Consider the following 17,784-nt stretch of genomic DNA (forward strand, 5'->3'; position numbering starts at 1 on the left):
ATCGAGCTCACCGCGACCGAGTTCGAGCTGCTGCGCTACCTGATGCGGAACCCGCGCCGTGTGCTGAGCAAGCTGCAGATCCTCGACCGGGTGTGGAGCTACGACTTCGGCGGCAAGTCGAGCGTGGTCGAGATCTACATCTCCTACCTGCGCCGCAAGATCGACGCCGGGCGGAACCCCATGATCCACACGGTGCGCGGCAGCGGCTACATGCTCAAGGCCGCGGAGTGACGAAGCAGCTGGGCACCCCGCCGCTGGCGGCCTCGCCGCTGCGGGCCCGGCTGGCGGTCGCCGCACGCGGCATGACCCTGCGTCGCCGCCTCGTCCTCAGCGTGGTGGGGCTGCTGGCGCTCGCGAGCATCCTCATCGGGGCGGTCAGCATCCTGGCGCTGCGGGCGTCGCTGATGCAGCAGGTCGACCAGCAGCTGCAGGCCACCGCGGCGCGGTCGCAGAGCTTCGTCGACCGGGATCCGGACGACTACGGCAGCTTCCCCGGCGCCCCTCCCGGCGGCCTCGGCGCGTTCGGGCAGCAGGTCGGCACCATCAGCGCGACCATCGTCGACGGCGTCGTATCGGGCGGTTACATCGCCGACCGCTCCGCCGCGCAGGGCGAGCCCGGGGGCGCGGGCGCGGTGGAGCTGACCGAGCGCCAGAGCCAGCAGCTGCAGAGCGTGCCGACCGACGGGATCCCGCGCACGGTCGACCTCGGCGGCGCGCTCGGCAGCTACCGGCTCGTCGGCGAGACCTCGTCCTCGGGCGCGACCCTCGTCACCGGCCTGCCGACGAAGCCCGCCGACGACGTGGTCGAGCAGCTCATCATCGTGATCACGGTGGTCGCCGCCATGACCCTGGCGCTCGCCGCGGTGCTCGGCACCCTCATCGTGCGCCGCGCGCTGCGGCCGCTCGACCGGGTCGTCGACACGGCCACCCACGTCGCGGCGCTGGAGCTCGACCGCGGCGACGTGGCCCTCGAGGCGCGCGTGCCCGCATCCGACACCGACGAGCGCACCGAGGTCGGCCGCGTGGGCGCCGCGCTCAACGGCCTCCTCGGCCACGTCGCGGCGGCGCTGTCGTCGCGGCAGGCGAGCGAGGCGAAGGTGCGGCGGTTCGTGTCGGACGCGAGCCACGAGCTGCGCACGCCGCTCGCCTCCATCCGCGGGTACGCCGAGCTCACGCGCCGCGGCCCGCACCAGCTGCCCGAGGACGTGACGCACTCCCTGTCGCGCATCGAGTCGGAGTCGGTGCGGATGACCACGATCGTCGAGGACCTCCTGCTGCTCGCGCGGCTCGACGAGGGGCGCGAGCTGGAGTCGGATCCGGTCGACGTCACGCGCATCCTCCTCGACACGGTCGGCGACGCGAGCGCCGCGGGCCCGGATCACGACTGGGACCTCGACCTGCCCGAGGAGCCGGTGTCCGTCCCCGGCGACGACGCCCGCCTCCGCCAGGTGGTCGTCAACCTGCTCGCGAACGCCCGCACGCACACGCCGGCCGGCACGCGCGTCGTCGCGTCGCTCGCCGTCGAGGGGGCGGGGCCGGATGCGCACGCCGTCATCCGCGTGACCGACGACGGCCCCGGCATCCCGCCCGAGCTGCAGGCCTCCCTGTTCGAGCGCTTCGTGCGCGGCGACGGATCCCGGGCCCGCTCCACCGGCGGCACCGGCCTCGGCCTGGCGATCGCGCAGGCGATCGTCTCGGCGCACCACGGCGGCATCTGGGTGGAGTCGGAGCCGGGCCGCACGGTCTTCGGGGTGCGGCTGCCGGTGGAGCGGCGTGCGGCGGAGGCGCGGGCCGCCGCCGATCCTGCGTCCGACCGCTGGGCGCCGCCGTCGGGTGCCCCCGTCGCGGATCGCCCCGGGCCGGTCGGCGGCAGCTGACATGGATCCCGTCCGGCGCCTCATGTTCTGGCTGCGCGTGCCGTTCGTCGCGGACGCGGCGCTCGTGGTCATCGGGATCGCGCTGCTCGTCGGCGGCGACGGGGTCGGCTGGTGGGTGCTCGTGTTCGCCGGGCTGCGTGCGGTGGTGGGCGTGGTGGCGATCGTGTGGATCGCGCCGCGGATGATCGCGCGGCTCGCGACGCCCGCCGCGGGCACCGATCCGGCCGCCGACACGGCCCCGGACCCCGACCCGCCCCGGTCGCCGGAGCCGCCCGTCGCTAGGCTGGACCCCTGATCCGGGCGCCCGAGCCGCGGATCGAGAGGGTCGTCATCGTGAGCGCAGAGCCAGTCGTCGTCGAGTCCGGGGAGCCCGCAGGCGGCGTCACCGTGCGACGCGCGCGCACCGGCGACGTGCCCCGCATCCAGCAGCTGGTCGAGCCGCTCGTGATGGAGGGGATCCTCCTCGGCAAGGACCTCGTCGTGCTCTACGAGAACGTGCAGGAGTTCCGGGTCGCGGTCGACGCGTCCGACGAGGTCGTCGGCTGCGGCGCGCTGCACGTGATGTGGGAGGACCTCGGCGAGATCCGCACCCTCGCGGCCGCCCCGCACACCCGCGGCACCGGCGTCGGCCACGCGATCCTCGAGCGCCTCGAGGACGACGCGCGCGAGCTCGGCCTCAGCCGCCTGTTCTGCCTGACCTTCGAGGTCGGCTTCTTCACGCGCCACGGCTACCACGAGGTCGCGGAGTCGATCATCGCGCAGGAGATCTACTACGAGATGCTCCGCTCGCACGACGAGGGCATCGCCGAGTTCCTCGACCTCTCGCGCGTGAAGCCGAACACCCTCGGCAACACGCGCATGCTCAAGGCGCTCTGACCCGGCGCTCCCCGAGCAGGCGCCGGAAGGCGCGGGCGCCCCAGATCCCCGGAGGGACGTGCGCGGCGGGCGCGCCGACCCGGCCGGGCGGGCGCCCGACCGTAGCCTGTGGTCATGTCCTCGACCTCGCCCGGAGGCCGCCCGTCCGCGGCCGTGTACCGCCGTCGCCGCCTGCTCGCGCTGCTCGTCGTGGTGGCCGTGATCGCGGTCGTCGTGATCATCGTCTCGAACCTCGGCCGCGGCTCGGCCGACACCGCGGCTCCCGGCGCGACGCCCAGCGCGGACGCCGCCGACGGCGACTCGGGCGACGCGGCCGCGGAGCCGACTCCCGACCCCAGCTCGAGCGCGAGCGCCGGCACGGAGACCAACACCGACGGATCCTGCGCCGCGGGCCAGCTGACCGTCACCCCCGTCACCGACGCCGCCTCCTACAAGGCGGGCGTGCTGCCGAAGCTCTCCTTCACGGTGACGAACGTGGGCATGGAGCCCTGCACCGCGAACCTCGGGACGACCACGCAGGTGTTCACGATCTCGAGCGGATCCGACGTCTACTGGAAGTCGACGGACTGCCAGACGGGCGCCGAGGACGCCGAGGTCGAGCTCGCGGCCCGCACGCCGCAGACGTCGTCGCCGTTCGAGTGGTCGCGCCAGCGGTCGTCCACCACGACGTGCGAGGAGAAGGAGCGTCCGGCCGTGCCCGCGGGCGGCGCGACCTACACGCTCTCGGTCGAGGTGGCCGGCGTGAAGAGCGCCGAGCCGAAGTCGTTCCTGCTGTACTGACCGCCGTCGCGTCCCGCGCGCATGTGCGCACATGATCATGGTTCCTGATTGGATGCATCCATTGCAATCCATGCATGTGTCTGTCATCCTGATGATCCACCCACGGAAGGACGCACCATGAGCGACACCACAGAGACCCACGCCGAGCACACCGTCGCCGAGCACCAGCACGGCGCCGACTGCGGTCACGAGACCGTCACGCACGAGGACCACGTCGACTTCGTCCACGACGGCCACAAGCACGCCGAGCACGGCGACCACTACGACGAGCACTGATCCATCGCGCCACGGCGCACGAGGATCGAGACGGGGACCAGGCCATGAGGCCCGGTCCCCGTCGCCGTCTCCGGGCCTCGCCGCGTGTCGGCCTCGCCCTAGGATCGAGCAGATGACGTACCCACCCGCCGGCTTCGAGCAGGCCGCCGACCTCTTCAAGGTGCTGTCGTCGTCCGCGCGCCTCGGCCTGCTCGGTCTGCTGGCGGCGCGCCAGATGACGGTGACCGAGCTGGTCGCCGAGTCGGGCCTGTCCCAGCCGCTCGTGTCGCAGCACCTGCGCGTGCTGCGGTCGGCGGGGCTGGTGAACGTGGAGCGCACCGGCCGCATCGCCCGCTACGAGGTGGCGGACACGCACGTGACCCACGTGGTGGACGACGCCGTGGCGCACGTGCGCGAGCACGGCCACGACGCACCCGTCGCCGGCTGACGCGCCCCCCGGATCAGAACGCCTCGTCGAGCTCCTTCTCCCGCTCGCTCTTCGCGAGGGAGAACGCGCGGCCGAGCGCGGAGAACAGCGGGCCCCACTCGGCGTCGACGATCTGCGTGAAGCCGAGCCGTCGGGCCTCCGCCGCGCGCTGCGGCGCCGACGTGACGCCGCGGATCTCGCCCGCCAGGCTGATCTCGCCGAACGCCGCGAGGTCGTGCGGCATGGCCTTGCCGTTGACCGCGGAGACGAGCGCGACGGCGATGGCGAGATCCGCCGCGGGCTCGGTGAGGCGCACGCCGCCGACCGTGGAGACGTAGACGTCGCGATCGGAGAGCCGCACGTTGGCGCGCTTCTCCAGCACCGCGAGCAGCATGGCGACGCGGGACGCATCCACCCCGTTGACCACGCGGCGCGGCTGCGGCGCCTTGGTGTCGACGACGAGCGCCTGCACCTCCACGGGCAGGGCGCGGCGGCCCTCCATCGCGACCGTGACGCACGTGCCGGAGACCGAGTGGACGCCGCGCGAGAGGAACATGCCGCTCGGATCCGGCACCTCGACGATGCCGTCGCCCGCCATCTCGAAGCAGCCGACCTCGTCGGTGGGGCCGAAGCGGTTCTTGAGCGCGCGGATGAAGCGCAGCGACGTCTGCCGGTCGCCCTCGAACTGGCAGACCACGTCGACCAGGTGCTCGAGGAGCCGCGGGCCGGCGATGGAGCCGTCCTTCGTGACGTGGCCGACGAGCAGGAGCGGCAGGTCGCGCTCCTTGCAGACGCGGATGAGCGTGACGGCGACCTCGCGCACCTGGCCGGGGTGGCCGGGCAGGCCGTCGGACGTGCTGCTGGAGACGGTCTGCACGGAGTCGACGATGAGGAGGTCGGGGGACACCTGCTGGATGTGGCCGAGGATCGTGCCGAGGTCGGTCTCGGCGGCGATCATGAGCGACTCCTGCAGCCCGCCCGTGCGCTCGGCCCGCATGCGCACCTGCGCGACCGACTCCTCGGCCGTGACGTAGAGGACCTTCGCGCCCTTCGCCGCGGCGCGCGCCGCGACCTCGAGCAGCAGCGTGGACTTGCCGACGCCGGGCTCGCCGCTCATGAGGATGGCCGCGCCCGGCACGATGCCGCCGCCGAGCACGCGGTCGAGCTCGCCGACTCCGCTCGGCATGTGGCTGGCGGACGCGGTGCCGACGTGCATGATCGAGCGCGCCTGGCTGGATCCCGCGGGCGTGAGCGTGGTGACCCGGCCGGCCGCCGCGGGCGTCTGCGACACCTCCGCGACGGTGTTCCAGCTCTGGCACTCGGCGCACCGGCCGACCCACTTCGGGGTCGTCCACCCGCACTCCGAGCAGCGGTACGTGGAGTGGGTGCGGGCCATGCGGGGACTCTACCGGCGGGCACCGACACCGCTGGACGTGTGCCGGGCTACGCGTCCCGGCGGCGGAAGAGGAGGGCCGCGGCGGCCCCCGGGATCAGGAGCCATGCCGCGACGACCGCCACCTCGAGTCCTGTCACGGGCGGCGGGGTGATGCTGCCGGTCGTGCCCGTGAGGATCCGGCCGGCTGTCGTGAGCAGCAGGTCGTACGGCGCTACCTCGCCGAGATCCGGCAGCAGGCCGACGAGCTGGGGCAGCACGAGCTGGATCGCGACGAAGGCGGTGATGGCCGCGACGCCGCTGCGCATGAGCGTCGCGAGCGCCAGGCCGAGGAGGGCGACCATCGCGAGGTAGGCGCCGGATCCGAGCAGCGGTCCGAGCACGCCCCACGACGCGAGGCTGCCGACGTAGCCGAGGTCGGCGCGCGTGCCGGTGGTCAGCACGTAGGCGGCGAGGCCCGGGACGACACCGAGCCCGAACGCGACCAGCGTGACCGCGAGCGCCTTCGCGGCCAGCGCCTCCATGCGGTGCGGCACCGCGGCGAGGGTGGAGCGGATCGTGCCGGCCGAGTACTCGGACCCCATGGCGAGGACCCCGAGCACGCCGACGACGATCTGGCTGAGCAGCAGGGGCGTCGTGAGGATGGCGGCCGTGCCCGCGTCCACGGTCGACGGCGAGGATCCGGCGGGCAGCGGGTTGGCCACGAGCGACGCCATCACGCTGATGCCGACGCCGGCGAGCACGACCAGCGCGGCGGTCCAGCGGATCGAGCGGAGCGTCGCGAGCTTGAGCAGCTCGGAGTGGGTCGCGCGCCGGAACGTGACCCGCGTGCGCCGGGGGTCGCGGGCGGCGTGCGGGTGACGGGTGGGGCCGGCTGCGGGGATCATGCGGCCGACGCTACGGAGCGGGCGCCGGGTGCCGAGTCGGGCGGCGGTGCCGCGCCGGTGGGTCGCGGGTGCCGTGCGGCGATCGGGTCCCGGCACCGTGGGACGCCGGCCGGAGCGGAGCCCGATGCGGGTGGTCAGTCCGCGGGATCCGGGTCCGTCGCGGGCCGGGCCGTGAGGCGGATCATCGCGCGGACGTAGAGGAGCACGGAGGCCGCGAGGGCCACGGCGCCGATCCACGGAGGTCGGAAGCCGCCCGTCACGAGGAGCGCGCCGACGATCAGCGTGACCACGAACCAGAGCGTGCCGGTCGGCGGCGGCGCGAGGGCTCGGTCGCGGCCGCGGACGCGCACGTACATGAAGACGGAGAGGGCGAAGGCGGCCGCGGAGATCCACGGCGAGAGTCCGGCGTCCGTGATGAGCAGCGCGCCCGAGACGAGCCCGATCACCAGCCAGAGCGTGCCGGTGGGGCGGGCGTCGGGGGTGTCGTCGGCCATGGATCCACCCTACGGACGGCGTCCGGGTGCAGGCGAGCGCGTCAGCGCCCCGCCACCTCCAGCGCGCGGACCGTCGCCGGGAGGAACGGCAGGAACGCGCTCGCCCAGACGCGGTAGCCGCGGTCGTTCGGGTGGAAGAGGTCGCCCGCGGCCTGGGTGATCGCGAGGATCGCCGTCTGGCGGCGGGTGATGCGGTGGAGCGGCGCGATGCGGAGGCCGCGGTCGGTGGCGAGGCGGCGCACGATCTCGTTCGCGACCCGCACCTTGCGCTCGCTCGCGGGGAAGTGGAAGCACGGCAGGTCGGCGACGACGGTGGTCGGCGGGACGGCGTCGAGGATCAGGCCCAGGTCGCGCTCGAAGGCGACCGGCTCGAACGCGGCGATGTCGTTGGCGCCGATCGCGAGGGTCACGACGTCGGGTCGCAGCTTCGCGAGGCGGGGGAGCTGGTACTCCACGAGGTCGGCGACGCGGGCGCCCGAGACGCTGAGGTTGACGGTGCGGACCGTGCGGCCGCTCAGGGCGCGGATCCGGTCGGCGAGGATCCCGACGTAGCCGTTCACCGGGCGGCTCGCGCCGATGCCCTGCGCGGTCGAGTCGCCGAGCGCCACGTAGAGGAGGTCGCCCTCGGCCTTCGCGTGCTCGCGCCACCAGGCCGAGTTGACGGGCAGCGTCTCGTTGAGGACCACGGCGCGCTCGCGGCGGCCGGCCTCGAAGCGGCGCGGCACGACGAGGGCGGCGGCGGTGAGGCCGCCGAGCGCGGCGGCGGCGGAGGCGATGACGGCGGCGGGGCGGGAGGCGCGGGTGGATCTCTGGGGCACCACGGGAGCATACGCGCGTGGATCCGGGTGCCGGCTGGTCGCCCCGTCGCCGGATCAGGCGACGCGGAGGCCGCGTGCGAGGAGCGAGGCGACCTGCCGTGCCTCGGCGGCGCGGCGGGGCCCGTCGGCTGCGGCTCCGATCCCGTGCAGGGCCATCATCACGGCCCCCGCGCTCGCGTCGTCGCGGATGGTGCCGTCGGAGACCCCTCGCGCCATCAGGTCGGTGAGGGTGCGTTCGAGCTCGCTCCCTCCTTCGGCCCGGTCCGCGGCGTCGACGATGCCGGCCAGCGTTCGCGCGAGCGCGGCGTGCTCGAGGACGTAGTCGACGAACGCGCGCAGGAACGCGTCCAGGGCCTCCGCGGGCGGGAGCGACGAGGCGCGGCCCCGCTCGCAGAGCGCGGCCACCTCGCCGCGGTAGACCGCCGCAGCCAGCGACTCCCGCGTGGGGAAGTGGCGGTACAGGGTCCCGACGCCCACTCCCGCGCGCGCGGCGAAGTCGTCGAACCTCAGCGGCTCGTCGCGCTCGAACACCGCGCGCGCGGCGGCGATGATCGCCTCGCGGTTGCGGCGTGCGTCGGCACGCAGCGGCTTGTCCTCGGCCATGCACCCTCCCGTTGACATACGGAGACGATCTCCACATACTCGAGGGGTGGAGATCGTCTCCACTTTAGCGGGAGGAGTGCCATGAGGATCCTCATGTTCGGACGCGGGGTCATCGCGACCATCTACGGCCAGGTGCTCCAGGAGGCCGGGCACCGGGTCGAGTTCCTCGTGCGCCCGGGCCGCGCCGCCGAGTACGGCGACGAGGTGCGGACGGACGTCGTGGATGCGAGGCGCTCGCCGCTGGGCCGCCGCGTCCGCACGTCCCTCGCGACGCGGCTGCGGGAGACCCTCGGGTCCGCGGACGAGTTCGACCTCGTCGTGCTCAGCGTCGGGCACCACCGTCTCGGGGAGGCCGCCGCGTACCTCGCGCCGCGCATCGGCGATGCCACCGTGCTGGTCCTCGGCAACGTGTGGGCGGAGCCCCTCGCGGCGATCGCGCCGCTTCCCACCGACCAGGTGGTGTTCGGGTTCCCGCAGGCCGGCGGGGGCTTCGGTCCGGACGGGGTCCTCCACGGCGCTCTCTTCCGATCGATCACCCTCGATGCCTCCGGGCATGCCGGGCGGCGCGGGCAGCTGGTGCGCGCGGCGTTCCGGCAGGCGGGGCTCGGCACCCGGGAGGAGGAGGACATGCGGGGATGGCTGCTGCTGCACTTCGCCATGGACGCCGGCATGTTCTCCCAGGCGCTGGCCGCGGGAGGTCTCGCGCGCATGGTCGGGGACCCGCGAGCGCTCCGGGCGGCCTTCCTGGCCAGCCGGGAGCTGATCCCCGTCCTGGGAGCACGCGGCGTGGACCTCCGCAGGCACGCCGGTACCGCGCTCCCGTGGCGGCTGCCCGGGCTGACCGCCGGGGTGCTGGCGGCCGCGACCGTCCTCGTGCCGATCGCGCGGGTGAGCCTCGCCGCGCACACCGATCCGGACGCCGCCGAGCACCGCGCTGTCCTCGACGATGCGCTGGGCACGGCCCGGCAGCTCGGCATCCCGACGCCACGACTCTCCCGGGCCGCCCGCTGACCCGTCCCTCGACGTGGGCCACGCAGGTGATCCTGCTCCCTCGCGCAGGCGGACGGGATCGGCTACGCGTCCTCCGGCGCCCGCCCCGCCCCCGCAGGCACGAAGCGGTAGCCCATGCCGGGATCCGTGAGCAGGTGCCGCGGATGCGCGGGATCCGGCTCGAGCTTCTTGCGCAGCTGCGCGACGTAGAGGCGGAGGTAGCCGCTGTCGTTGAGGTGGGTCGGGCCCCAGATCTCGGTGAGGAGCGTCTGGCGGGAGACGAGCCGGTCGGGGTTCCGCACGAGGAGCTCGAGCACCTGCCACTCGGTGGGGGTGAGGCGCACGCGCTGGTCGCCGCGCGTGACGACGCGGGCCGCGAGGTCGACGGTCACGTCGGCGAAGGAGACCGTGGCGGAGCGGTCCTCGTCGGCGGCGGCGCGGCGGCCGAGGGCGCGGATCCGGGCGAGCAGCTCGTCGATGGAGAACGGCTTGGTGACGTAGTCGTCGGCGCCCGCGTCCAGGGCCTCGACCTTGTCGGCGGCGCCCGAGCGGCCGGAGACCACGAGGATAGGCGCGGTCGACCAGAGGCGGAGCGCCTGGATCACCTCGACGCCGTCGAGCCGCGGCATCCCGAGGTCGATCATGTAGAGGTCGGGCTTCTCGGCGACGGCCACGCGGATGGCGGCGGCCCCCTCCTCCGCGGTGAGGATCTCGTAGCCGAGGCTCGTGAGGGTGATGCGGAGGGCCCGCAGGATCTGCTGGTCGTCGTCGGCGATGAGGATCCTCACGCGGACACCTCCGAGCGGGGCGCGGGAGCCGTGGTGGGAGCGTCCGCGACGGGCTCCGCGCCCGCCCGGCACGCCGGCAGCGCGACCACCATCGTGAGCCCGCCGCCCGGGGTGTCCTCCGCGGTGAGCGTGCCGCCCATCCCCTCGGTGAAGCCCTTCGAGAGCGCGAGCCCGAGGCCGAGGCCCGACGCGTTGTCCGTGTCGCCGAGCCGCTGGAACGGGACGAACATGTCGTCGCGGCGCTCGGGGGCGACGCCGGGGCCGTGGTCCACCACGCGGATCTCCACGGACTCCGCGAACGCGCTCGTGCTGAGCCGCACGGGCACGCCCTCGGGTGCGTGGCGCACGGCGTTGCTCAGCAGGTTGACGACCACGCGCTGGAGGAGGCCCGGATCCGCGACGGCGCCGGGGAGGTCGGGCGCGAGATCCAGCACCGCGTCGGCGGGACCGAGGTCGAGCTCGTCGAGTGCGGCGAGCACGACGTCGTCGAGGTCGACGTCCATGAGCCGCACGCCGAGCACGCCGGCCTGCACGCGGCTGACGTCGAGGAGGTCGGTGACGAGGTCGGCGAGCGTGCCGAGGCTCTCCTCGGCGGTGGCGAGCAGCTCCTCGCGGTCGCCGTCGGTCCAGGCCAGTCCGGGGGAGCGGAGCGCGGTGACGGCGGCCGTCGCGGCGCTGAGCGGGCGGCGGAGGTCGTGGCTGACGGCCGAGAGGAGCGCGGTGCGCACGCGGTCGGTCTGGGCGAGCGGGCCGACCTCGCGGGCCGTGTCGGAGAGGTCGCGGTGCTCGAGCGCGGCGTCGAGCTGCGCGGCGATGACGCGGAGGAGCCGGCGGCCGGACGCCTCGAGGTCGTCGCCGTAGAGGGTGAGCACGCCGCGGGATCCCACGGGCACGTCGGTCGCGGCGGCGCCCGTGACGACGCCGTCCCACGCGATCGTCTCGTCGCGGTCCACGAGCTTCACGCCCTGCAGGCCGAACGCCTCGCGCGTGCGGCTCACGAGCGCGTGCACGGCGCCCTCGCCGCGGAGCACGGATCCGGACACGGTCGCCAGCAGCTCGGCCTCGGCGACCGCGCGGCGGGCGAGGCGGGTGCGGCGGGCGGCCTGGTCGACGATCCAGCTGACGAGCAGCGCGATCACCACGTAGAGCACGAGCGCGAGCAGGTGCAGCGGCTCGTCGACCGTGATCGTGTAGAGCGGGTCGATGAAGAAGTAGTCGAGCGTGAACCCGGAGAGCACGGCCGCGAACAGGGCCGGCCAGATGCCGCCCACGAGCGCCACGAGCACCACGAGCAGCTGGTACGAGAGCACGTCGCTCGTGATGGAGTCCTCGGAGCGCGTGGCGGAGAGCAGCCAGGTGAGCAGCGGGCCGCCGCCGAGCGCGAGGAGCCCGCCCAGGATCCGGCGCCGCATGCTGAGCGCGCCGCCCCGGATGCGCGGCAGGCGGAAGCGCCCGCCCGCGGCCGCGTGCGTGACGATGTGCACGTCGATGTCGCCGGACTCGCGGATCACGGTGGCGCCGATGCCGGGACCGGTCGCCGCGGCGGCGAGGCGGCTGCGACGGCTCACGCCGAGCACGAGCTGCGTGGCGTTGGATGCGCGCGCGAACTCGACGAGCGCGCGCGGGATGTCGTCGCCCACGACCTGGTGGTAGCTGCCGCCGAGCGTGTCGACGAGCGCGCGCTGGCTGGCGAGCGCCTCGGGGCTGCCGGAGCGGAGGCCGTCCTGGCTGGAGACGTGCACGGCCATCAGCTCGCCGCCGGCCGAGCGGGCCGCGATCCGGGCGCCGCGCCTGAGGAGCGTCTCGCCCTCCGCGCCGCCGGTGAGCGCCACGACCACGCGCTCGCGGGCCTCCCACCTGGCGTCGATCCCCTTCTCGTCGCGGTAGGCAGCGAGCGCGGTGTCGACCTCGTCGGCGAGCCAGAGGAGCGCGAGCTCGCGGAGCGCGGTGAGGTTGCCGAGCCGGAAGTAGTGGGAGAGGGCCGCGTCGATCCGCTCGGCCGGGTACACGCGCCCGCCGGCGAGCCGGTCGCGCAGGGCCTCGGGCGCCAGGTCGATGACCTCGATCTGGTGCGCCTCGCGGAGCACGCGGTCGGGGATCGTCTCGCGCTGCGGCACGCCCGTGATCTTCTCGACCACGTCGTTCAGCGAGGCGATGTGCTGGATGTTCACGGTCGAGATCACGTCGATGCCGGCGTCGCGGATGAGGTCCACGTCCTGCCAGCGCTTCTCGCTCCGGCCGCCGGGTGCGTTGGTGTGGGCGAGCTCGTCGACCAGCGCGATGGCCGGCCGGCGGGCGATGACCGCGTCCACGTCGAGGTCGGTGATCTCCACCCCGCGGTGCGAGACCTCGCGCCGCGGCAGGATCTCCAGCCCCTCGAGCATCGACGCCGTGGCGGCGCGGCCGTGGGTCTCCACGACCGCGACCACCACGTCGGCGCCCTCGTCGCGCAGCCGCCTGCCCTCCTCGAGCATCGCGTAGGTCTTGCCCACGCCCGGCGCCGCTCCCAGCAGCACCCGCAGTCGACCGCGCTTCATGATCCTTCTTCCCTGCCCGCGTGGTGCGGGCGTCAGCCGGCGAGGCCGGCGAGCGCGATGTTCAGCTCGAGCACGTTGACGGTCGGCTCCCCGAGGTAGCCGAGGTCGCGGCCCTGCACGTGCTGCTCGACGAGGCTCGCGACCTCCTGCTCGGGGATCCCCCGGGCCTCCGCCACGCGCGCCACCTGGAGGCGAGCGTATTCCGGGCTGATGTGCGGGTCGAGCCCGGAGGCCGACGCGGTGAGCGCGTCGGCCGGGATGGCGGCCGGATCCACGCCGTCGGACGCGGCGATCGCGGCCTTCCGCTCCTCGATGGAGGCGACGAGGTCCTCGTTCTCGGGGCCGAGGTTCGAGCCGGTGGACGCGGACGCGTCGTAGCCGTCGCCCGCGGCCGACGGCCGGGACTGGAACCACTCCGGGAGGGCGGCGCCGTCGGAGTCGGCGAAGGACTGGCCGATCAGCGACGAGCCGACGGCCTTCCCGTCGACGGAGACGAGCGAGCCGTCCGCCTGCGCGGGGAGCGCGAGCTGGCCGATGCCCGTGACGACGGCCGTGTAGCCGACGCCGAGGACGACGGTGAGGACGGCCATCGCGCGGACGGCGACGCCGGCGGTGCGGAGGGACTGGCGGGGGGAGGGCATGGGGTTCCTTGTCTGGTGTGCGATGAGGGGATCAGAAGCCGGGGATCAGGCTGACGACGAGGTCGACGAGCTTGATGCCGATGAACGGCGCGATCACGCCGCCGACCCCGTAGACGAGCAGGTTCCGGCTGAGCACCTGGGAGGCGCCGAGCGGCCGGTACTTCACGCCCTTGAGGGCGAGCGGGATGAGCACCACGATGATCAGCGCGTTGAAGACGATCGCCGAGAGGATCGCGGACGCCGGCGAGTGCAGCTGCATCACGTTGAGCACCGCGAGCTGCGGGAACACGCCCGTGAACATGGCCGGGATGATCGCGAAGTACTTGGCGATGTCGTTGGCGATGGAGAACGTCGTGAGCGCGCCGCGCGTGATGAGCAGCTGCTTGCCGATCCGCACGATGTCGATGAGCTTCGTCGGATCCGAGTCGAGGTCGACCATGTTGCCGGCCTCCTTCGCGGCCGACGTGCCCGTGTTCATCGCGACGCCGACGTCGGCCTGCGCGAGCGCGGGCGCGTCGTTGGTGCCGTCGCCCGTCATGGCGACCAGGCGGCCGCCCTCCTGCTCCTTGCGGATCAGCGAGAGCTTGTCCTCGGGCGTGGCCTCGGCGAGGTGGTCGTCCACCCCGGCCTCGGCGGCGATGGCGCGGGCGGTGAGCGGGTTGTCACCCGTGATCATCACCGTGCGGATCCCCATCGCCCGCAGCTCCGCGAAGCGCTCCTTCAGGCCGTCCTTCACGACGTCCTTGAGGTGCACGACGCCGAGCACGCGGCCGGCGCCGGCCGGGTCCTTGCTCGCGACGACGAGCGGGGTGCCGCCGCCGTTCGAGATGGCCTCGACGGCCGTGGTCAGCTCCTCGTGCAGCGACGACGGCAGCCGGCGGCCGCCCTCCTCGAGCCACGCGATGACCGCGGATGACGCGCCCTTGCGGACGACCGTGCCGTCGGGCAGGTCGACGCCCGACATGCGGGTCTGGGCCGTGAACGGCACGTCGACGCCGCGGGGCAGCGTGGCCGTGTCGAGGCCCTGCGCGACGGCGAGGTCGACGACGCTCGATCCCTCGGGCGTGGGATCCGCGAGCGACGACATGGCCGCGGCCCGGGCGAGCTCCTCGGCGCCGACGCCGTCCACCGCGACCAGCGCGCTGGCCCGGCGGTTGCCGTACGTGATGGTGCCGGTCTTGTCGAGCAGCAGCGTGGTGACGTCGCCGGCGGCCTCGACCGCGCGGCCCGACATCGCGAGCACGTTGCGCTGCACGAGCCGGTCCATGCCGGCGATGCCGATGGCGGAGAGCAGGGCGCCGATCGTGGTCGGGATCAGGCAGACGAGCAGCGCGATGAGCACCGGCACGCTGACGGTCGCCGCGGAGTACGAGGCGATCGGGTTGAGCGTGAGCGCCACGACCACGAACACGATCGTGAGGCTCGCCAGCAGGATGTTCAGCGCGATCTCGTTCGGCGTGCGCTGACGCGACGCGCCCTCGACCAGCCCGATCATGCGGTCGACGAAGGTCTCGCCGGGCTTCGAGGTGATGCGCACGACGATCCGGTCGCTCAGCACCCGCGTGCCGCCCGTCACGGCGCTGCGGTCGCCGCCGGATTCGCGGACGACCGGCGCGGACTCGCCCGTGATGGCCGACTCGTCGATGGAGGCGATGCCCCACACGACGTCGCCGTCGCCCGGGATCGACTCCCCGGCGACCACGACGACCGTGTCGCCGAGCGTGAGGTCGGCGCTCGAGACCTCGCGGAGCTCGGCGCGCTCTGCGCCGGGATCACCCGCCTGGTCGTAGCCGGCGACGACGCGCGCCATCGTGCTGGTGCGGGTCTTGCGGAGGCTGTCGGCCTGCGCCTTGCCCCGGCCCTCGGCCACCGACTCCGCGAGGTTCGCGAAGACGACGGTGAGCCAGAGCCACAGCGCGATCCCGGCCGTGAAGGTCGCGGGCACGGCGCTGCCGCCGGAGGATCCCGCGCCGCCCGTGAACGGCTCGGCGATCGCGAGGATCGTGGTGAACGCGGCGCCGACCTCGACGATCAGCATCACCGGGTTCCGCCACATGAGGCGCGGATCCAGCTTGCGGAACGCGCCGGGGAGCGCCTCGGCGAGCTGCCGGGCGTCGATGGCCCGGGCGCGCGACGCCCGCTGCTCGGAGCCGGCCGCGGGTGCGGTCTCGGTCTCGGGGGTGGTCAGGACGGTCATGATGCGAGCCCTTCCGCCAGGGGACCCAGCGCGAGAACGGGGAAGTAGGTGAGAGCGGTCACGATGACCGTCACCCCGATGAGGAGGCCGACGAACTGCGGCCGGTGGGTGGGCAGGGTCCCCGAGGTGGTGGGGATGCGGTCCTGCGCCGCGAGGGATCCGGCGAGCGCCAGCACGAGCACGATCGGCAGGAACCTGCCGAGCAGCATCGCGACGCCGAGCGCCGCGGTGAACCACGGCGTCGAGGCGGTGAGGCCGGCGAACGCGGATCCGTTGTTGTTGGCCGCCGAGGTGAACGCGTAGACCACCTCGGACAGGCCGTGCAGCCCGCCGTTGAGGATCGATGTGCCCTCGACGTCCGCGCGGACGGCGGGGATCGCGAAGCTCAGCGCGGTGCCGACCAGCACGAGGATCGGCGTGACGAGGATGTAGAGGCTCGCGAGCTTGATCTCGCGCGGCCCGATCTTCTTGCCGAGGTACTCGGGCGTGCGGCCGACGAGCAGGCCGGCGACGAACACCGAGATCACGGCGAGCACGAGCATGCCGTAGAGGCCGGATCCGACGCCGCCGGGGGCGACCTCGCCGAGCATCATGTTGAGCATCGGCATCATGCCGCCGAGCGCCGTGTACGAGTCGTGCATCGAGTTGACGGCGCCGGTCGAGGTGAGCGTCGATGTGGATCCGAACAGCGTCGAGGCGATGATGCCGAAGCGCTGCTCCTTGCCCTCCATCGCGCCGCCAGCGGCCATCGGGGCGGTGCCCTGGCCGTTCAGCTCGAAGATCGTGAGGGCGGTGAACGAGACGAGGAAGATCGTGGCCATCACGGCCGCGATCGCGGTGCCCTGGCGGGTGTCGCCGACCATCTTCCCGAAGGTGCGGGGGAGCGAGAACGGGATCACGAGCATCAGCAGCACCTGGAACGCGCTGGTCCACGCGGTCGGGTCCTCGAACGGGTGCGCGGAGTTCGCGTTGAAGAACCCGCCGCCGTTCGTGCCGAGCATCTTGATCGCCTCCTGCGAGGCCACCGGCCCGCCGGGGAGCGTCTGCGTCCCGCCGGTGATGGTCGCCACGTCCTGGAACCCGGCGAAGTTCTGGATCACGCCGCCGGCGATGAGGACCACCGCGGTGACGAGCGAGAGGGGGAGCAGCAGGCGGAGGGATCCGCGGATCAGGTCGACCCACATGTTGCCGATGGTGCCGCTGCGGGCGCGGGCGAAGCCGCGGACCAGCGCGATGGCCACCGCGATGCCGACCGCCGCCGAGACGAAGTTCTGCACGGCGAGCCCGGCGAGCTGGACCGTGTAGCCCATGGTCGCCTCGGGCGAGTACGACTGCCAGTTCGTGTTGGTGACGAACGAGATCGCCGTGTTGAAGGAGAGGCCCTCGGGCACGGCGGGGAGGCCGAGCGCGTAGGGCAGGAAGCCCTGGAGGCGCTGCATGCCGTAGACGACGAGGACACCGACGAGCGAGAACGCGAGCACCGCGCGGAGGTAGGCGGGCCAGGTCTGCTCGGAGCGGGGATCCACGCCGATGAGGCGGTAGAGGAACCGCTCGACGCGCCAGTCGTGGCGCGACTCGTACATGCGCGCCATGAGGTCGCCCAGCGGGCGGTGGACGAGGACGAGGACCAGGACGACGGACGCGACCTGGAGGATGCCGGCGAGCGCGTCCATCAGAACCGCTCGGGGCGGATCAGGGCGTACACGAGGTACACCACGGAGGCGATGCCGAGCACGGCGGCGGCGAGGCCGGCCGCGTCGGCGAACGAGGTGATCACAGCTTCTCCACCCCCCGGCCGACGAGGCCGACGAGGGCGAACAGGACGATGGCGCCTGCGATGTACACGAGGTCGAGCACGGGGGATCCTCCAGGAGGGGTGCCGCGCCCGGTCGGACGCGGGTGCCCGGCGGGGCACGAGGCACCACTAGACACCTCGCGCGCGGGCGTCCTCACGCATCCATACGGTTCCCTCACACCGGCGGCGGGGAACCTCACGACACTCCTACGCGGGCGATCGACGGGGCGTCCGTCAGCCTGGAGATCGGCAGGTCGACGGCGTCAGGCGAGGTCGTCGAACACGCCCCAGCAGATCGCGCTGCGGCTGCGCTGGTCGGCGAGGACGGCGTCGCGGAGGTGGGCGGGGATCCGCTCGCGCTGCCAGGCGCGCTCGGCGTCGCGGGCGGCGTCCCGCTCGGGCGGCGATGCGGCGGCGGTGGCCGCG

20 protein-coding genes are annotated in these 17,784 nt (G+C 73.6%); 8 read left to right on the forward strand and 12 right to left on the reverse strand.

The features are described from left to right. The 7 genes from DZG00_RS03685 to DZG00_RS03715 form a co-directional block, all read left to right on the forward strand. On the forward strand, positions 1-231 hold a 231-nt coding region (locus DZG00_RS03685), incomplete at its 5' end, for a winged helix-turn-helix domain-containing protein (RefSeq protein ID WP_147359918.1). Continuing rightward, positions 228-1,877, forward strand: a complete 1,650-nt coding sequence (locus DZG00_RS03690; RefSeq protein WP_304650929.1) for a sensor histidine kinase — start codon at positions 228-230, stop codon at positions 1,875-1,877. The genes DZG00_RS03685 and DZG00_RS03690, both read left to right, overlap by 4 nt. 1 nt (position 1,878) lies before the next feature. Next, positions 1,879-2,172 carry a hypothetical protein gene (locus tag DZG00_RS03695; protein ID WP_119382722.1) on the forward strand — a complete coding sequence of 98 codons (294 nt, stop codon included), beginning with the start codon at positions 1,879-1,881 and terminating at the stop codon, positions 2,170-2,172. Between the two features lie 38 nt (positions 2,173-2,210). Then, positions 2,211-2,753 (forward strand): amino-acid N-acetyltransferase, encoded by a 543-nt coding sequence (locus DZG00_RS03700; protein WP_119382723.1) that lies wholly within the window; start codon positions 2,211-2,213, stop codon positions 2,751-2,753. A 114-nt stretch (positions 2,754-2,867) separates the two neighbouring features. Then, the gene (locus DZG00_RS03705) at positions 2,868-3,533 is read left to right on the forward strand and encodes a hypothetical protein (RefSeq protein WP_119455393.1); all 666 of its coding nucleotides are present in this window, start codon (positions 2,868-2,870) and stop codon (positions 3,531-3,533) included. Between the two features lie 117 nt (positions 3,534-3,650). Then, complete coding sequence (locus tag DZG00_RS03710; RefSeq protein ID WP_119381347.1) at positions 3,651-3,809, forward strand: zinc transporter permease; 159 nt, start codon at positions 3,651-3,653, stop codon at positions 3,807-3,809. A 112-nt stretch (positions 3,810-3,921) separates the two neighbouring features. Beyond that, the gene (locus DZG00_RS03715) at positions 3,922-4,236 is read left to right on the forward strand and encodes an ArsR/SmtB family transcription factor (protein WP_119381348.1); all 315 of its coding nucleotides are present in this window, start codon (positions 3,922-3,924) and stop codon (positions 4,234-4,236) included. A 13-nt stretch (positions 4,237-4,249) separates the two neighbouring features. On the opposite strand, the gene radA is transcribed toward DZG00_RS03715, so the two are convergent. The 5 genes from radA to DZG00_RS03740 form a co-directional block, all read right to left on the reverse strand. After that, a complete protein-coding gene (gene radA, locus DZG00_RS03720; RefSeq protein ID WP_119381349.1) occupies positions 4,250-5,611 on the reverse strand; it encodes a DNA repair protein RadA in 1,362 nt (453 codons plus the stop codon). A 47-nt stretch (positions 5,612-5,658) separates the two neighbouring features. Further along, positions 5,659-6,495 (reverse strand): ABC-2 transporter permease, encoded by an 837-nt coding sequence (locus DZG00_RS03725; RefSeq protein WP_119381350.1) that lies wholly within the window; start codon positions 6,493-6,495, stop codon positions 5,659-5,661. 134 nt (positions 6,496-6,629) lie between these two features. Then, the gene (locus DZG00_RS03730) at positions 6,630-6,989 is read right to left on the reverse strand and encodes a hypothetical protein (RefSeq protein WP_119381351.1); all 360 of its coding nucleotides are present in this window, start codon (positions 6,987-6,989) and stop codon (positions 6,630-6,632) included. Positions 6,990-7,030: 41 nt separating this feature from the next. After that, complete coding sequence (locus DZG00_RS03735) at positions 7,031-7,807, reverse strand: SGNH/GDSL hydrolase family protein (protein WP_233548846.1); 777 nt, start codon at positions 7,805-7,807, stop codon at positions 7,031-7,033. A 54-nt stretch (positions 7,808-7,861) separates the two neighbouring features. Next, positions 7,862-8,410, reverse strand: coding sequence for a TetR/AcrR family transcriptional regulator (locus DZG00_RS03740; protein ID WP_119381353.1), 549 nt, complete (start codon positions 8,408-8,410; stop codon positions 7,862-7,864). Positions 8,411-8,491: 81 nt separating this feature from the next. On the opposite strand from DZG00_RS03740, the gene DZG00_RS03745 reads away from it, so the two are divergent. Continuing rightward, positions 8,492-9,421 (forward strand): ketopantoate reductase family protein, encoded by a 930-nt coding sequence (locus DZG00_RS03745; protein WP_119381354.1) that lies wholly within the window; start codon positions 8,492-8,494, stop codon positions 9,419-9,421. A 62-nt stretch (positions 9,422-9,483) separates the two neighbouring features. Here DZG00_RS03745 and DZG00_RS03750 read toward each other — a convergent pair whose 3' ends face one another. The 7 genes from DZG00_RS03750 to DZG00_RS03780 are packed head-to-tail and all read right to left on the reverse strand — an operon-like array spanning position 9,484 to position 17,516. Further along, complete coding sequence (locus DZG00_RS03750) at positions 9,484-10,188, reverse strand: response regulator (RefSeq protein ID WP_119381359.1); 705 nt, start codon at positions 10,186-10,188, stop codon at positions 9,484-9,486. Beyond that, positions 10,185-12,725 (reverse strand): DUF4118 domain-containing protein, encoded by a 2,541-nt coding sequence (locus DZG00_RS03755; protein ID WP_119381355.1) that lies wholly within the window; start codon positions 12,723-12,725, stop codon positions 10,185-10,187. The genes DZG00_RS03750 and DZG00_RS03755 overlap by 4 nt, the downstream gene beginning before the upstream one ends. Positions 12,726-12,757: 32 nt before the next feature. Beyond that, the gene (gene kdpC, locus DZG00_RS03760) at positions 12,758-13,366 is read right to left on the reverse strand and encodes a potassium-transporting ATPase subunit KdpC (protein ID WP_119381356.1); all 609 of its coding nucleotides are present in this window, start codon (positions 13,364-13,366) and stop codon (positions 12,758-12,760) included. A 31-nt stretch (positions 13,367-13,397) separates the two neighbouring features. Then, a complete protein-coding gene (gene kdpB / locus DZG00_RS03765) occupies positions 13,398-15,563 on the reverse strand; it encodes a potassium-transporting ATPase subunit KdpB (protein ID WP_119381357.1) in 2,166 nt (721 codons plus the stop codon). Further along, on the reverse strand, positions 15,560-17,236 hold the full coding sequence (gene kdpA, locus DZG00_RS03770) for a potassium-transporting ATPase subunit KdpA (protein WP_119381358.1): 1,677 nt from the start codon (positions 17,234-17,236) through the stop codon (positions 15,560-15,562). The genes kdpB and kdpA overlap by 4 nt, the downstream gene beginning before the upstream one ends. Continuing rightward, a complete protein-coding gene (kdpF, locus tag DZG00_RS03775) occupies positions 17,236-17,340 on the reverse strand; it encodes a K(+)-transporting ATPase subunit F (RefSeq protein WP_043668301.1) in 105 nt (34 codons plus the stop codon). The genes kdpA and kdpF overlap by 1 nt, the downstream gene beginning before the upstream one ends. Beyond that, a complete protein-coding gene (locus DZG00_RS03780) occupies positions 17,337-17,516 on the reverse strand; it encodes a hypothetical protein (RefSeq protein ID WP_233548847.1) in 180 nt (59 codons plus the stop codon). The genes kdpF and DZG00_RS03780 overlap by 4 nt, the downstream gene beginning before the upstream one ends. Positions 17,517-17,784: the final 268 nt, after the last annotated feature.

This window comes from Clavibacter lycopersici (assembly GCF_003576405.1).
GTDB lineage: Bacteria > Actinomycetota > Actinomycetes > Actinomycetales > Microbacteriaceae > Clavibacter > Clavibacter lycopersici.

Excerpts from the sequence above, each read along its gene's own strand:
- DZG00_RS03695 (WP_119382722.1), top strand. The coding sequence starts at position 1,879 with ATGGATCCCGTCCGGCGCCTCATGTTCTGGCTGCGCGTGCCGTTCGTC.
- DZG00_RS03705 (WP_119455393.1), top strand. The coding sequence starts at position 2,868 with ATGTCCTCGACCTCGCCCGGAGGCCGCCCGTCCGCGGCCGTGTACCGC.
- DZG00_RS03710 (WP_119381347.1), top strand. The coding sequence starts at position 3,651 with ATGAGCGACACCACAGAGACCCACGCCGAGCACACCGTCGCCGAGCAC.
- DZG00_RS03715 (WP_119381348.1), top strand. The coding sequence starts at position 3,922 with ATGACGTACCCACCCGCCGGCTTCGAGCAGGCCGCCGACCTCTTCAAG.
- radA (WP_119381349.1), bottom strand. The coding sequence starts at position 5,611 with ATGGCCCGCACCCACTCCACGTACCGCTGCTCGGAGTGCGGGTGGACG.
- DZG00_RS03725 (WP_119381350.1), bottom strand. The coding sequence starts at position 6,495 with ATGATCCCCGCAGCCGGCCCCACCCGTCACCCGCACGCCGCCCGCGAC.
- DZG00_RS03730 (WP_119381351.1), bottom strand. The coding sequence starts at position 6,989 with ATGGCCGACGACACCCCCGACGCCCGCCCCACCGGCACGCTCTGGCTG.
- DZG00_RS03740 (WP_119381353.1), bottom strand. The coding sequence starts at position 8,410 with ATGGCCGAGGACAAGCCGCTGCGTGCCGACGCACGCCGCAACCGCGAG.
- DZG00_RS03745 (WP_119381354.1), top strand. The coding sequence starts at position 8,492 with ATGAGGATCCTCATGTTCGGACGCGGGGTCATCGCGACCATCTACGGC.
- DZG00_RS03755 (WP_119381355.1), bottom strand. The coding sequence starts at position 12,725 with ATGAAGCGCGGTCGACTGCGGGTGCTGCTGGGAGCGGCGCCGGGCGTG.
- kdpC (WP_119381356.1), bottom strand. The coding sequence starts at position 13,366 with ATGCCCTCCCCCCGCCAGTCCCTCCGCACCGCCGGCGTCGCCGTCCGC.
- kdpB (WP_119381357.1), bottom strand. The coding sequence starts at position 15,563 with ATGACCGTCCTGACCACCCCCGAGACCGAGACCGCACCCGCGGCCGGC.
- kdpA (WP_119381358.1), bottom strand. The coding sequence starts at position 17,236 with ATGGACGCGCTCGCCGGCATCCTCCAGGTCGCGTCCGTCGTCCTGGTC.